The sequence below is a fragment of the Marinilabilia rubra genome (genome assembly GCF_003121985.1).
Classification (GTDB): domain Bacteria; phylum Bacteroidota; class Bacteroidia; order Bacteroidales; family Marinilabiliaceae; genus Marinilabilia; species Marinilabilia rubra.
Window position 1 is genome coordinate 152,299 of record NZ_QEWP01000002.1, and the last position, 14,750, is coordinate 167,048.

Genomic DNA, 14,750 nt, shown 5'->3' on the forward strand with positions numbered 1-14,750 from the left:
ATTTTTCATTGACACGGAGTAGTGCATTTTGTAACTTAAAATTCCGGATTAGCATTAATCAGGGCCTTTAGAAAAACCATAAAAGAACGATCGTTATGGAAAAAACTAAGCCCGTTTTCTCTCATAAAGAGACGGTTGAAGCCGTTAATAAAGTCTTAAACAAACTTCTCAGATCTCAAGAACAGGGTGATGTAGAATCATTTGCCAATTGTTTTGTGCACGACGCCTCTGTTGTTCACATCGGGACCGATATTGATGAGTTTTTTATTTCCTGGCGAGAATATTTTCACTGGGTAGACGATGTGCTTCTTTCCCGAAAGGGACAAGAAATAAATGCAAAGGACACACGCATCAGGGTGAGCATTAATGGACAAACAGCCTGGTATTCACAACTTATTGACACTTGCTACGAAACCAGGGATGAAATCACGAGAATTGAAGGTTTTAGACATACCGGCGTATTAATCAACACAGACAAAGGATGGAAGATAGTCCAGAGTCATGTGTCTGCCCCTATAAATACATCCATTTAATAAAGGAACAAAAACAGATTCCCCGTTAAAAAGGAATTATTGGGCAATTATGAAGCTGCTGTCAAAAAACTCTGCATTAACCTCTATAAAAGTGCATATTTTCATAATCAAATATAATATCGTATGAAAAAACAAGTTGGAATTTGGATGAACACCGACAAAGCGGTGCTGGTAAGTTTATTGAACGGAAAAGAAGAAAAAATCCAAACCATTGAATCGGAGATTGAATCACGTCCCCACAATCCCAGGCACGTTAAACCGGGATCAAGAACCGGAACCGTATTAATGGATATGGACAAAAAAATGACACAAAGAAAAAATCATCAAATGCATGATTATTTTGAAAAAATAATGCATTCCATCACTTCAGATACCGGCGAAATTTTTGTTTTTGGGCCGGCAACTACTAAAAAACATTTCGAAAAAGAATTAAAGAAGCACCCCGAGTACGGTGAAAAAAAACTGGAGGTTGAAACAGCCGACAAGATGACACAGCCTCAAATGATTGCGAGAATCAAACAGCATTTTTTTCAGAACACGAATTCAAGGTCGTGAAGATTATTAGATTTTTCAGTATTCTTTATAAAATGCCTGCATTCAGTGCAGGCATTTTATTTCAAACATTTATTTTTTTATTACTGTTTGCGTTGATGATGATGGAGGCAGATGCCCAACAATATGAAGAGGAAAGGGCGGATATGGTGGATAACCAAATTGCACAGAGAGGCATTAAATCAAGACATGTCCTGAGTGCGATGAAAAAAGTACCTCGTCATATGTTTGTTCCTTCCAATTTGGCCTCAATGGCGTATTCCGATCGACCACTTCCAATCGGTTATGACCAGACTATTTCCCAACCATTCATTGTTGCATTCATGAGCGAAGCATTGGACGTAAAAGAAGGCGATAAAATATTGGAAATCGGCACCGGTTCGGGCTATCAGGCCGCCATTCTGGCTGAAATGGGATTGGAAGTCTGGACCATCGAGATAGTTCCGGAGTTGGCTGAAATGGCTAAAAAAAATCTCAAAGAAACAGGTTATATTGAAGTAAATGTTAAATGTGGAAATGGTTTTAAAGGATGGCCCCGCCAGGCTCCCTTTGATGCCATTATTCTCACGGCAGCTCCAAAAGACATCCCCCAAACCCTCGTTGATCAATTAAAAACAGGAGGAACAATGATTCTGCCTGTTGGCCCGGTTTACAGCGTACAAAAGTTGATAAAAGTGACAAAAAAAGAAAAAGGCATCAAACAGAAAACACTTCTTCCCGTGCGATTTGTACCAATGATAAAGTCGTATCTTTGAGCGCTAGTTTTGAACATTGAAAGCCCCCATAGATATGAAATGGAAATACCGGTTAAACAACATGTTTGATGAAAACTCTAAAGATTTTTTAATCCAGTATTTAATCCAAAAACCGGAAGAAATTGAAAGTTTGATAAAAATAATGAAAGTAGAAGAAAAAACTGCCTGGCGAGCTGCCTGGGTTCTTGATCATCTCAATCAAAATAAACCTCTTCTTTTAAAACCACATCTAAAAGAGATAAATACCATCCTCAAAGCAACAGAATACAACGGGGTACGTCGCTCATTGCTCAAGATACTTATTACAAACCCATGTGCCAAAAATGACGATGGCGACCTGTTGGATTTATGTTTTCAGTGGATTGCTTCGCCCTCTGTTCCAATAGCAATCAGGGCTCATTCCATGCAGTTTATTGTGAATTTATTACCGGCCTACCCTGAATTGAAAAATGAATTTCAGTTATCTCTGGAAACGGCTATCCATGATGAAAGTAAAGGTGTGAGTGGAAAGGCCAGGAGGATATTATCCTCACTCTGAGTCTCCAGGCAATGCAATTAATCAATTGATGTATAAACCAGATTGTAAGTATTGTCTGTACCAAATTTTTATTCGTCTCATTTCTTAATAGATCGTTAGATTTTTAGATCCTTGCCTGACGGCAGTCAGGTAAGAAGTAGACAAATCTTACAACACTGAAAACCTGTGCATTAACCCAAAAAAACAAAGTATGCCTGCTAACAATTGATTACGAGTATATTGCAATAGCCTGCCAGAGTATCGTTCTTTGAGATATTGATTTCTGCAGTTCAAGGTATCTGACCCTCCTATCTAAAGGTGTCGGACCTTACTGCCTCAAGGTGTTTGAAACTATAATCCCAAGGTATTGGAAATAGTGTATCGCAAGACAAAGCCGGGTAAAAAACTCACAATCTAATCCTTAAGCTTGTCACTAAACTTTTCTTTAAACTTCTTCATTTTTGGATTGATCACCACCTGGCAATATGGCTGAGAAGGGTTGTTCTCGTAATAATCCTGATGGTAATCCTCAGCAACAAAAAAAGCTTCGGCAGGACTAACCTCGGTCACAACCGGGTTGCTAAAAACACCTTCTTCTTCTAATTCTTCTATAAATTCCTCTGACTCTTTTTTTTGCGCTTCGTCATGATAAAAAATAACAGACCTGTATTGGGGGCCCACATCAGCTCCCTGACGGTTTAAAGTGGTAGGATCGTGAATAGAAAAAAATACTGCCAACAATTCTTTATATGAAATTACTTCGCTATCGAAATAAACTTTCACAACTTCGGCATGCCCCGTTAAACCAGAACAAACCTCTCTGTATGTAGGATTTGAGATCTTACCGCCACTATACCCCGACTCAACTTTTGTAACTCCCTGAAGTTCATCAAAAACGGCTTCAATACACCAAAAACACCCACCACCAAACGTGGCCACTGATTCCTGATTCCCGGAATGTACCATAACAAAACTCAAATTTAACAATATGAATACCAGAAATATCTTCATCTTACAAATAGCTTAAGTGTCTTCAATCACAATTCAAGACCTTAGAATCCTTTATCAATTAAACCACAAACACCAACCTGTGGTTCAATTCATAAAAATCTTTTTCGCTTTTTAATGTCAATACAGTTTTATGACTGTAAAATAAAAAGTTATCATCCCTAATAATGGATTTCAGTTTAACTCCAAAAAACTATCTTTGCAAAAAAAAGATTGCATCAAAACTATACTATAACAGATTGGCTGCCTACCACCGCTAAAGAAGTGAAAGCGCATGGATGGGACGAACTGGATGTAATCCTGTTCTCCGGCGACGCATATATTGATCACCCCTCCTTTGGAGCAGCTGTAATAGGCAGAATCCTCCAGAACATGGGATTGAGAGTCGCTATTGTTCCTCAACCCAACTGGCGCGATGATTTGAGGGATTTTAAAAAACTGGGCAAACCCAGACTCTTTTTTGGTGTCACTGCAGGTAATATGGATTCCATGGTGAATCATTATACCGCCGGAAAGCGACTGAGATCTACTGATGCCTATACCCCGGGAGGAAAAGCAGGCTTCAGACCCGATTATGCATCGGTTGTCTACACCCAAATCCTGAAAAAATTACATCCTGAAATACCGGTGATATTAGGAGGAATTGAAGGCTCTTTAAGGCGTTTCACCCATTACGATTATTGGAAAGATGAACTGAAACAAAATATTCTTTCCTGGTCGGGGGCGGATATGTTGCTGTATGGCATGGCAGAGTATCCCTTAAAAAATCTTGTAAATTTGATGCAGAAGGGAGTTCCCCTGGAAAATCTTCAAACTTTACCACAAACAGCAGTTCTTACAAATAGGGAAATACCCCTGCCAAAAAACAAAAACTGGTCTGATATTGAACTGTTCCCTCATGAAGAATGCCTTGAGTCCAAAGAGAAATTTGCCAAAAACTTTGCCCGCATTGAAGAAGAGTCAAATAAAATGAGTCCGGCAAGGTTGCATCAGGCAATTGGCGAAAAAAGAATTATTGTCAACCCACCCCTACCCCCGTTAAGTGAAGCAGAAGTAGATTTTTCTTTTGATTTGCCTTACACACGTCAACCACATCCCAAATACATTAATAAAGGCCCCATTCCGGCCTTTGATATGATAAAATACTCCGTAAACCTGCACCGTGGTTGCTTTGGCGGATGCAGCTTTTGTACCATTTCAGCTCATCAGGGTAAGTTCATTGCCTCCAGGTCACAAAAATCCATCCTCAGAGAAGTTCGACAAATAACTAAAGATGAATCTTTTAAAGGTTATTTATCAGATTTAGGCGGCCCCAGTGCAAACATGTACAAAATGCAGGGACGTGACCTTTCTGTTTGCGCAAAATGCAAGAGACCATCATGCATTTTTCCCTCTGTATGTAAAAACTTAAATACCTCACATCAGCCACTTCTGGATATTTACAACCAGGTAGACAACATTGAAGGTATCAAAAAGTCATTTATCGGAAGCGGAGTGAGATACGACATGCTTTTGGACCCCAAGGCATCGGTGGAGGAGCATAACACCCATAATAAGTATATTTCAGAGCTCATCTCAAAACATGTATCAGGCCGACTAAAAGTGGCTCCGGAGCACACTTCTGATCAGGTTCTGAAGATAATGAGAAAACCCTCATTTAACCTTTTCAAAAAGTTCCATAAAATTTTCAGCAAAATAAACCAGGAAAAGGGCTTAAACCAACAAATAATTCCTTACTTTATTTCAAGCCATCCGGCATGTAAAGAAGAGGACATGGCATATCTGGCAGCCGAAACCAAATCTCTCAATTTTAATCTTGAACAGGTGCAGGATTTTACCCCAACACCCATGACCTTGGCAACGGTAATGTATTACACAGGACTGGATCCATATTCGCTAAAAAAAGTGTACGTTCCCCGTACAAAAGAAGAAAAGCACAACCAAAGGCAATTTTTCTTTTGGTACAAACCGGAAATGAAAAAAAGAATATCCGAGCGCTTAAAAAAAGCAGGGCTGATGGAAGTTAACAAACGGCTTTTTGGAAAAACCCAACATAAAAACAAAAATCGCAAATAATTACCAAATCTTTTGACCTATGAAACGAATCATTATCCCCCTCCTAATTCTCTTGCTTGCGAGCTGTGCTGAACTAACCCAGGTAGTTAACAAAATGGATACCAACCGCCCTCTAACACAAAATGAAGTCGTTAGCGGCCTGAAACAAGCACTTAAAATTGGTGCTGATTCTGCCTCTTCTATTCTTTCGGTAAAAAATGGTTATTACCGCGATCAATTGGTTAAGATTACTCTGCCCCCCGAAGCCGAAACAGTAACAAAAAACATTTCCAGACTTCCGGGAGGTGAAAAGTTAGTGGAAGATGTAATTTTACGAATTAACCGTTCAGCTGAAGCAGCTGCTAAAGAAGCAGCGCCTGTTTTTGCAAGGGCCATTACTGAGATGACCATTCAGGACGGGTTTGAAATACTTGGAGGGAAGAAAGATGCTGCGACACAATACCTAAAACAAAAAACCTACAAGCAACTCTATCAACTTTACCAGCCAAAAATCAAAAAAAGTCTGGACAGGGAAATTGTTGGTAACATTTCCACCAATGAATCCTGGGAATCCCTGGCCGGTCAGTGGAATAAAATTGCAGGGTCATTCATTGGAGAAATGGCCGATTTGAAAGAGGTTGAAACACAACTTGACCAATACTTAACCGACAAAGCTCTGGAAGGATTATTCATCAAACTTGCCCTGGAAGAAGCAAAAATAAGGAATGATCCTGCCGCAAGAGTTACAGATCTTTTGAAAAGGGTATTTGGGTAATCACTTCTGAAACAAACGTCCTTGCCAGGTATTTCGTTCCTTCATGCGTTTGCGGACAATCTCGACAAGTTGAAAATTTTTAAGTCCCCATCGGGGAGCCAAAAGCAAACGCTGAGGGGCTTGGCTGGCCAGTCGCTCTACAATTATTTCGGGATTTAACCTCTCCAAAAATTCAATAACCAGATCAACATATTCATCAGCATCCAAAACTCTGAAGGTTGATGAATCTTTTTCGAAAGCCTTTCCCATGGCTGATCCTTTCACATATTGCAGCTGGTGAAGCTTTAAATAGTTAAGGGGCAAATCAGACAGAACGTCTGCGTGTGAAAGCATATCTTTATCAGTTTCCGCGGGTAACCCCATTATCAGGTGTCCCCCAACAGGCAATCCGGTGTTTTTTAGCTTGAACATCGCCCTTTTCGTTTCTGCAAAGGTGTGTCCCCGGTTGATGCTTGCCAATGTTTTTTCATTGGTTGATTCAATCCCCAATTCCACCACCACATAGCTCTTTTTTTGCAGTTCCGAAAAATAAGCAATCAAATCATCCGGGAGACAATCGGGACGAGTTCCTACAACAATTCCGGTAATTTTAGGATGAGCAAGCGCTTCCTCATATAGCTTTTTCAATTCGTCCAGAGGAGCGTAAGTATTAGTGTATGCCTGGAAATAGGCTAGATACAACTGATCTGGATAACGCTTTTTAAAAAAAGAAACACCAGTATTTATTTGATCTGTAATACTGACTTCCGGTTCGCAATAGTCTGGATTAAAAGTTTCATTATTGCAAAAAGTACAGCCCCCCACTCCCTTTTTTTTTTTCCATCGCGATTCGGACACGTAAACCCCACATTAAGAGACAATTTCTGAACTCTTTGCTGAAATTTCCGCCTTAAAAAATTGCTGTAGTCATTAAATGGATTCTCGTGCCCCCAGGAAAATAATTCTGACATGAAATTTTTTGTGCAAATATAACCTGTTTAATCAACAATCAAATCCATACAATAAATCCTAAAGTTTTTAGCCTGCTTTATTCATGAATTATTGTAATGAGAGGTTCAAATATCAGGAAATACAATCAACCGCAAATAAAATGAATGCAGGAAATAATAAATTATTTTTAAATCCATTTTGGTGAGGACGGTTGTATTTCACAGATAGTTGTGCATCGGAATAAATTATTTGTGAATAAAGCAGGCTAGAAGAAAGGAATCGACAAGCAAACGCTAGAACGGCAGAAGAGACGGTAAAATAAGGGTAAACAAACAGAAATTACCGGGCCTTTTTAACAAGTGTAAAAGCAATATTATCCAAAGGGACTACCTGGCTAACAGCTCCCAACTTAATCGCTTCGTGGGGCATTCCAAACACAACACAGGATTTTTCATCCTGTGCAATAGTATAAGCACCGGCATTCTTCATTTCCAAAAGACCATGGGCCCCATCATTGCCCATACCGGTCATTATAACGCCTACAGAATTAGCACCGGCACAATAAGCTGCAGACCGAAATAGCACATCCACACTGGGCCGATGACGATTGACCAATTGACCATTCGTGACTTCCACAAAATATCTTGCCCCACTTCGCTTTAGTAGGGTGTGTTTATTACCGGGGGCAATCAATGCTCGGCCACGGATAACAGTGTCATTGTTTTGAGCCTCCTTTACCGAAATGTCACAAATCTCATTTAACCGGTTGGCAAATGACCTGGTAAAATGCTCAGGCATATGTTGAACAATCACTAAACCGGGACTGTCATGAGGCAGACTTTGAAGAATATGAACTAAAGCCTCTGTTCCTCCGGTTGAAGCCCCAATTACAACCACTTTCTCGGTGGTTTTAATCATACTGCCCCGCTGCTTATTTGCGGGAATAACGGCATCGGCAGTAAATTTTGGTTCAACTTTGATTACAGGGAGAGCCGGTCTTTTCTTCCGCGGTCTGGAGAGAGAGGCAGCATAAATGATATCACAAATTTTTATCCGGGATTCTTCAAAAAAAGCTTTGGTATCCATTTGAGGCTTGGTAATTATTTCCACTGCTCCTAATTCTAAAGCCTTAAGACCAGTTTCTGTGCCCTTTTGAGTCAAACTGGAAATTATTACAACGGGAAGAGGATGCTGAGACATTATTCGTTTCAGGAATGTCAATCCGTCCATTCTGGGCATCTCAACATCAAGAGTGATCACATCAGGAGCCTGTTTCAGCATTTTGCGGGCAGCGGCATAAGGATCAGAAGCGGTAGCCATTACCTCCAACCGTCTGTCAGATTCAATAATAGCTGTCAATGTTTGTCTTACCACTGCTGAATCATCAACAACCAGGACTTTAATCTTTCCCATCTAAAAGCCTTTTCTAAACTGTTACCTGTTTAAATAAAAATAGAAATAATTGCCTGCATCGGCAAACAAAACCAAGGATCTTTATTATTCTAATTTTCTAAAAACCGTAGGCCTGATACTTGCTAAAGGAAGGTTCATATCAATCAACGATTCCGAGTGTCCAATAAACAAAAAACCGCCTGGTTTAAGATGACGAAGAAGTTTCAAAATAACTGCTTTCTGGGTTGGCCGGTCAAAATAGATAAGCACATTTCTGCAAAAAATGACATCAAATCGCTCAGGCACCTTAAAGGTAGCGTCCATGAAATTGATGCGACTAAACTGAACTTTCTTTCTAATCTCAGGGACCACTTTATATAAGTTTTTACTTTTATCCCTGCTTCGCATAAAGTATTTGTGCAAATAATATTTGGGGACAGGTGCAATTCTTTTGTCGGAGTAAATAGCATTAATGCCCATTTGAAGAACAGCAGTCGAAATATCACTGGCCCGGACCAAAAAATCATTGGGATAACCTTTTTTTAGAAAATTGTCCACAACCATAGCAATATTATAGGGTTCTTCTCCGCTGGAGCAGCCTGCACTCCATATTCGCACCGGTTGATCAGAATTTCCCTTAACAAACTGAGGCAAAACAACATCAGTAAGCACATCAAAATGAATAGGTTCTCTGAAAAAATCTGTTTTATTGGTACTTACAGCATCAATCATGTGTATAAGCTCCACTGCGAAGCCTTCCTTACTAACAACATGACGGGTGTAATCTGAAAAAGAAGTAAGATTTAAGGCAGTAAGTCTTTTTTTAAGACGAGCCTGTAGCATTACTTTTTTGGCAACAGGCATTTTTATCCCTGTTTCCCGGGTAATGATTTCAGCCAAAGCAGAAAAATCTTTATCAGACAATTGAGCCTTATAAATGGTACTAATGGTTTCCATTTTATTTCAAAAAAATAAGTCTATTACTCAATATTCCGTTAAACTTTTGCAATACATTCGTAACCAATTGTATACACCACACTCCAACTTGGGGTAATTCACAGTTTTTCAGTGCCATACGATTCATATTACATCTTAACTGACGTCAGGCAGGCAGGTATCTAAAACTCTAACGATCTATTATTATTATTACAATCCACAGAATATCAGAGCAATAAATACATAACTCCCGAACTTTTTTTTAGAAAGTCTGCCGGTTGTTCCGGCAGACTTTAATTTTAGAATCTTTGAAAATCCTCATCGGAATGATTATCCCCCATATGCAAATCTATACCCTGATTGGCACTTGCCTCCTCAGGTTCTTCATCATATTCTTTTTCCTCTTTCCGAGCAGAGGGGGCAGATTTCTTCATTGAGGTATTTTTAGCTTGTTTTTTCTTTCTTACAGCTTTTTTCCCCTGACCAATTTGAAAGTACGAAACTACCTCACGCATTTGCTCTGCCTGACCGGAAAGTTCTTCAGAGCTTGAGGCCATCTCTTCGGAGGCAGCAGCATTTTGCTGAATTACCTGATTCAACTGTTGAATAGCATTATTAATCTGATCAGCACCTGAATTCTGCTCCATACTGGCAGCTGCAATTTCCTGTACAAGTTTGGCAGTTTTTTCAATATCCGGCACTATTTCTTCCAGTTGCTTACCTGCTTGTTCAGCTATTTCCACACCACTACCTGATAGCTCATCAATTTCTTCGGCAGCAATTTGCGATCGTTCCGCAAGTTTTCTTACTTCTTCAGCCACCACTGCAAAGCCCTGACCATGTTCCCCGGCTCTGGCTGCTTCAACAGCAGCATTAAGTGCCAGAATATTGGTCTGATAAGCAATATCTCCAATAATAGAAACTTTGGCGGCAATTTCTTTCATTGACCTGGCAGTGGTATTGGTACTTTCACTGCCTTTTCTGATACCACCGGCAGCTTGCAGGGCAATTTTTTCAGTCTGCTGGGCACTATCAGTATTCTGCTGAATATTGGCCACCATCTGCTCCATGGAAGAGGAAATTTCTTCTGCCGAAGAAGCCTGCTCACTGGCTCCCTGAGACATCTGCTGAGAAGTAGAACTCATTTCCTGACTGGCACCGGTAATATTATCAGCACTACCTATCACATCGCCGATAATATTTCTCAGCTGTTCTACCATATGTTGCAATGCCCTGGCCAGCTGGCCAATTTCATCCTTCCGCTCGGCATATTCATTTTCAATTTTTGAAGTAAGATTTCCTTCAGCAATATCTTCCGCAAAACTAACACCACGGTTAATACCACTGGTAATTGTTCTGGTAATAAAGTAAGAAAGCATTGAAGCCAATGCTAAACCAATAACGATAGCCAATATTATGAGCATATTACCTGATCGGAAAACCTGATCTCCATTTGCTATTTCTTCATGAGCTTGAACATCATTAATTCGCACAAGTTCCTTTATGTTTTCCATCACAAGATTATGATGTTCAGCTGACTCGCCTGTAATGGCCGAACTCATCTCTGAAAATAGCTTATGGGCCTGCTGAGCTTCCTGATTAATAACAGAAAAATAATTAAAAACCTGGTCAGCTGCCGGCTTCATTTCTTCCTGGAAATATGTTCGCGCTTGATTTATATTCCCCTGATTTAAATTTACTTTTATCTCATGAACAGCATCGTGAAACTTATTGTGATACTGTCTCATATCCCGAAGGTTAGCATTAATCGCGGCATTTTCTGTAGAAAAATCAGGCAGCCACTTCCCAAAGTTACAGGCTTTAGAATCGTCTCCACCTTCAAACGTCATTCGATTATCCAGTGCTTCATTCACCTCAACCATAAGCACATAATGGTCTTTCATGAATTTCTCAAGATTCCTGGTAATCAATAAAGGATTGAGCAAATCAATATCAAGTAATCTTGAATGCATACGATCCACTTTCTGAATATTGAAATTTCTCCAAATCTCAATCTCTTTGCCTAATTTATTAATAATTGGTATTTCATTTTCTGAATGCTTCATCTCATTGAACTTACCCTGTGCTTGTTTGTAGGCTTCTCTGTTTGATTGAATCTCCATAAGTATCTGCTCCCGCTCGTCACGATCAGACTCATTATCCAACAATCTTATATAGCCCTTCTGAACACGTTCCAGATTAGCTTGCATAGCCCCCAGATGTTGTATTGCAGGCATATTTTCATCTCCAACATGGTGGAATGAATTCCCAATATTATTCATACTGATGATTCCGGTAAGACCGATAATCAGCCCTATAACAGACAATAATGCAAAGCCTGTCACTATTTTTTGACCTATTTTAAAATCTTTGAATTTCATGTCTCAAGTTTTTATTCATAAATTTTTTCCATTATGACTCTTTTTCAAAAGCTTCTTTGGCGTCCTGTATTTCTTTTATATTGATAAGATCATCAGATGAAATAACCAGGTCAATGTTCAAAACCATAAAGAACTTTTCATTTACCCGTGTCATTCCTGATATAAAATCAGATCTGAATTTACTTCCAATACTGGGAGGAGGAAGGATTTCATCCTGTTTAACTTTTTGAACAGCCTGAACCGCATCAACAAGTAAGCCTACCACCACCATTTCATTTTCAACCTCGGCCTCAACAACCAAAATACAAGTGGTTTTTGTCCATCCAGCTGGCTGCATGCCAAACTTTATTCGTAAATCAATAACCGGAAGAACTTTTCCTCTCAAGTTGATTACTCCCTTCATATAATCAGGAGCTCGAGGGACTTCCGTAACATCTCTCATTTCCAAAATCTTCTGAACCTTACCGACATGTAAAGCAAAGATTTCGTCACCAAGTCTAAATGAGAGATAGGAATCAATCATCTTTTTGTTTTCCCTTTCCATTTTAATTTGGTTTTAATTAACTGGTATTAAGTTGATGCACATGTATCTTCTTCAATTATTGAAAGCAATCAATAAAAGACTTAAAGAAAAGCTGGCAGACTATCTTTCCCACAAACAGTAAGTTTCCTACACGAGATTGGGCATTCCGGAAACATCAGCCTTCAGGCAATATTTATATAAATAAAAAAGGACTAAAACCTTACAGCAGTGCACTCTTCTACAATTGCATTGGTGTCAAGCACAAGAGCAATGGAGCCATCTCCCATAATTGTGGCAGCTGAGATTAATTTCTGACTGTGATATAGCTTTCCCAGTGGTTTTAAAACAGCTTGTATCTTGCCTATTACAAAATCAACGGCCAATGCTATTTTTACTTCATTGTAGTTGATCACAATCATCTGCATTTTTTCAGGAGCTTTTCCCCCGGCCTTTAATTCTTTTCTCAAATCGAAAAAAGACATTTGGTTGCCTCCCAGGGAGATGATATTATTAAAGCTTTTCTCAATTTCTGATGCTTTCACCGGAAAAATGCGATCGGTTAAAGAAAGGGGAATAACATATTCCGTTTGATCAATTTTAACCAGCAAGCCATCAATTATAGATAAAACAAGGGGGAGAGTTATGGAAACAGTAGTTCCCTTCCCTTTATGGGAATCAATATTAACCTTTCCCCTAACAGCTTGAATATTTCGCATTACAACGTCCATTCCAACTCCCCTGCCCGACAACTCAGTTATCTTTTCATTGGTTGAAAAACCCGATCTAAAAACCATATTCAGCATATCCTGTCGTGACAATTCCATATCTTCAGGAATAATACCTTTTTCAATGGCTTTAGCCTTTACTTTTTCAGGATCAATACCTGCCCCGTCATCACTTATTTCAATAATTACATTCGCCCCGCTATAAAAGGCTTTAAGGTGAATAGTTCCTATCTCATGCTTCCCTTCTTTTCGCCTCTTATCTGGTGTTTCAATGCCATGATCGATACTGTTTCTTAGAATGTGTAACAAAGGATCGGTTAAACTCTCGATCATAGTTTTATCCAACTCCGTATCCAAACCTTCAGCTTTGAGATCTATCTTTTTTCCAACATCGTTGCTCACATCATGCACAAGACGTTGAAATCGTGTCAACAAGGTCTCAATTGGTATCAAACTAATGCTGAAGGTACTGTCGCGTAGTTGTGATGTAAGTTTCTGTACGGTTTCTGAAACAATTTTCAATTCAGGAATATGGTGTTGAGAGGCAATCATATTAAGCCGTTCCTGGGAGATAACCATCTCGCTAACAAGATTCATCAAATTATCAATCTTATCAGTAGACACCCTTATGGAACTTGAAGTACGCCTTTTGCCATTTCCATTATTCCCTGCAGTACAAGAATTGTCCTTGTCGTGTTTTTGAGAAACAGATGAGGAAGACTTTTCATCTGCATTGGCTTCGTGTAACTGTGAATTGACTTCTGTAATACTTTCTTCGTAATTTGAAGCAATGCTTACTATTTCGGAAAGGTCTACTTTTTTTTGACGTTCAGATAATTCTGACATTTTTGAAATGAATTGCTCACTACCAAACAAGTCCGAATTACTTATTTTATGAATTTCAAGAACGGCCTCATTCTCAACAAAAATAAAAACATCTTTTATCTCATTTATTCCTTTATCGGTAGCCAGAAATATATCCCAAAAAACATAAGAACTAACCGGATTAAGATTTTGCAATACAGGAACAGACTGAACTCCGGGCATTGGTACCATCTGGCCGAGTTCTTTCAAATCATCCAGCAGATACAATAAATTGGTTCCGTTTTCTAAAATATCTGCTTGAGGATAAAAATGTATAAAATAGGTAGCTACACCATTGGGAGTATCTTGTTCCTCTTTTTCATTCCCGGAATGTCTGGCAACAGTTAATAGCATCTTTTCTGTTTCCTCTCTAACGACTGCGTCAATGGCCTTCTCCATTGACTTACATCTCTGCTTTAACTGATGGCCAACCTCCCCCGGTTCTTCCAGAAGATCTCTCAGAAGATCTACGGACTGCAGAGTAACAGCCAACAACTCCGAAGAAACACACAATTGACCAGAGCGAATCATCTCATATATATTTTCCATACGATGGGTGAATTCACTCAACCTGTCAAATCCAAACATGGCGCCTCCCCCTTTTAAAGAATGAAGAGACCGGAATACTCGCTCTACAAGTTCTTTGGCGTTAGGAGATAACTCTAACGCCATTAACGCCTGCTCAAGATCGGCAATATTATCCAGAGCTTCGTCTATAAACTTGGTTTGGAAATTTTCATAGGAGTTGCTCATTAGTTTTTCTAATTTTACTTTTTTCCAATAATGAGTTTGCACATTATTTTA

At 39.3% G+C, this 14,750-nt stretch carries 13 protein-coding genes; 6 read left to right on the top strand and 7 right to left on the bottom strand.

What is annotated here, in order from left to right; translation table 11 throughout:
• Positions 1-95 precede the first annotated feature (95 nt).
• The 4 genes from DDZ16_RS03445 to DDZ16_RS03460 all read left to right on the top strand — a co-directional run bounded on the left by DDZ16_RS03445 (position 96) and on the right by DDZ16_RS03460 (position 2,378).
• Positions 96-533 (top strand): nuclear transport factor 2 family protein, encoded by a 438-nt coding sequence (locus DDZ16_RS03445; protein WP_109263037.1) that lies wholly within the window; start codon positions 96-98, stop codon positions 531-533.
• A gap of 123 nt (positions 534-656) precedes the next feature.
• Positions 657-1,088, top strand: a complete 432-nt coding sequence (locus DDZ16_RS03450; RefSeq protein WP_109263038.1) for a hypothetical protein — start codon at positions 657-659, stop codon at positions 1,086-1,088.
• 32 nt (positions 1,089-1,120) lie between these two features.
• Entirely contained in the window at positions 1,121-1,840 is a 720-nt protein-coding gene (locus DDZ16_RS03455; RefSeq protein WP_109263265.1) for a protein-L-isoaspartate(D-aspartate) O-methyltransferase, read from the top strand.
• 34 nt (positions 1,841-1,874) lie between these two features.
• Entirely contained in the window at positions 1,875-2,378 is a 504-nt protein-coding gene (locus DDZ16_RS03460) for a hypothetical protein (RefSeq protein ID WP_109263039.1), read from the top strand.
• Between the two features lie 393 nt (positions 2,379-2,771).
• On the opposite strand, the gene msrA is transcribed toward DDZ16_RS03460, so the two are convergent.
• Positions 2,772-3,368 (bottom strand): peptide-methionine (S)-S-oxide reductase MsrA, encoded by a 597-nt coding sequence (gene msrA / locus DDZ16_RS03465; RefSeq protein ID WP_109263040.1) that lies wholly within the window; start codon positions 3,366-3,368, stop codon positions 2,772-2,774.
• A 210-nt stretch (positions 3,369-3,578) separates the two neighbouring features.
• Here msrA and DDZ16_RS03470 point away from each other — a divergent pair, with 210 nt between their 5' ends.
• Together DDZ16_RS03470 and DDZ16_RS03475 are read left to right on the top strand one after the other, a co-directional pair.
• Positions 3,579-5,441, top strand: coding sequence for a YgiQ family radical SAM protein (locus DDZ16_RS03470; protein WP_232526539.1), 1,863 nt, complete (start codon positions 3,579-3,581; stop codon positions 5,439-5,441).
• A 19-nt stretch (positions 5,442-5,460) separates the two neighbouring features.
• Entirely contained in the window at positions 5,461-6,195 is a 735-nt protein-coding gene (locus DDZ16_RS03475; RefSeq protein ID WP_109263041.1) for a DUF4197 domain-containing protein, read from the top strand.
• On the opposite strand, the gene DDZ16_RS03480 is transcribed toward DDZ16_RS03475, so the two are convergent.
• The 6 genes from DDZ16_RS03480 to DDZ16_RS03505 all read right to left on the bottom strand — a co-directional run bounded on the left by DDZ16_RS03480 (position 6,196) and on the right by DDZ16_RS03505 (position 14,699).
• On the bottom strand, positions 6,196-6,999 hold the full coding sequence (locus DDZ16_RS03480; RefSeq protein WP_232526540.1) for a TIGR01212 family radical SAM protein: 804 nt from the start codon (positions 6,997-6,999) through the stop codon (positions 6,196-6,198).
• 465 nt (positions 7,000-7,464) lie between these two features.
• Positions 7,465-8,538 carry a protein-glutamate methylesterase/protein-glutamine glutaminase gene (locus tag DDZ16_RS03485; RefSeq protein WP_109263042.1) on the bottom strand — a complete coding sequence of 358 codons (1,074 nt, stop codon included), beginning with the start codon at positions 8,536-8,538 and terminating at the stop codon, positions 7,465-7,467.
• Between the two features lie 84 nt (positions 8,539-8,622).
• The gene (locus DDZ16_RS03490) at positions 8,623-9,474 is read right to left on the bottom strand and encodes a CheR family methyltransferase (protein ID WP_109263043.1); all 852 of its coding nucleotides are present in this window, start codon (positions 9,472-9,474) and stop codon (positions 8,623-8,625) included.
• A gap of 278 nt (positions 9,475-9,752) precedes the next feature.
• Positions 9,753-11,834 (bottom strand): methyl-accepting chemotaxis protein, encoded by a 2,082-nt coding sequence (locus DDZ16_RS03495; RefSeq protein WP_109263044.1) that lies wholly within the window; start codon positions 11,832-11,834, stop codon positions 9,753-9,755.
• Positions 11,835-11,865: 31 nt separating this feature from the next.
• Entirely contained in the window at positions 11,866-12,378 is a 513-nt protein-coding gene (locus tag DDZ16_RS03500; RefSeq protein ID WP_109263045.1) for a chemotaxis protein CheW, read from the bottom strand.
• A 191-nt stretch (positions 12,379-12,569) separates the two neighbouring features.
• Positions 12,570-14,699: a chemotaxis protein CheA gene (locus DDZ16_RS03505; RefSeq protein WP_109263046.1), complete on the bottom strand. Its 2,130-nt coding sequence runs from the start codon at positions 14,697-14,699 to the stop codon at positions 12,570-12,572.
• Positions 14,700-14,750: the final 51 nt, after the last annotated feature.

Excerpts from the sequence above, each read along its gene's own strand:
- DDZ16_RS03475 (WP_109263041.1), top strand. The coding sequence starts at position 5,461 with ATGAAACGAATCATTATCCCCCTCCTAATTCTCTTGCTTGCGAGCTGT.
- DDZ16_RS03505 (WP_109263046.1), bottom strand. The coding sequence starts at position 14,699 with ATGAGCAACTCCTATGAAAATTTCCAAACCAAGTTTATAGACGAAGCT.
- DDZ16_RS03500 (WP_109263045.1), bottom strand. The coding sequence starts at position 12,378 with ATGGAAAGGGAAAACAAAAAGATGATTGATTCCTATCTCTCATTTAGA.
- DDZ16_RS03485 (WP_109263042.1), bottom strand. The coding sequence starts at position 8,538 with ATGGGAAAGATTAAAGTCCTGGTTGTTGATGATTCAGCAGTGGTAAGA.
- DDZ16_RS03490 (WP_109263043.1), bottom strand. The coding sequence starts at position 9,474 with ATGGAAACCATTAGTACCATTTATAAGGCTCAATTGTCTGATAAAGAT.
- DDZ16_RS03450 (WP_109263038.1), top strand. The coding sequence starts at position 657 with ATGAAAAAACAAGTTGGAATTTGGATGAACACCGACAAAGCGGTGCTG.
- DDZ16_RS03455 (WP_109263265.1), top strand. The coding sequence starts at position 1,121 with ATGCCTGCATTCAGTGCAGGCATTTTATTTCAAACATTTATTTTTTTA.
- DDZ16_RS03495 (WP_109263044.1), bottom strand. The coding sequence starts at position 11,834 with ATGAAATTCAAAGATTTTAAAATAGGTCAAAAAATAGTGACAGGCTTT.
- DDZ16_RS03445 (WP_109263037.1), top strand. The coding sequence starts at position 96 with ATGGAAAAAACTAAGCCCGTTTTCTCTCATAAAGAGACGGTTGAAGCC.
- msrA (WP_109263040.1), bottom strand. The coding sequence starts at position 3,368 with ATGAAGATATTTCTGGTATTCATATTGTTAAATTTGAGTTTTGTTATG.
- DDZ16_RS03460 (WP_109263039.1), top strand. The coding sequence starts at position 1,875 with ATGAAATGGAAATACCGGTTAAACAACATGTTTGATGAAAACTCTAAA.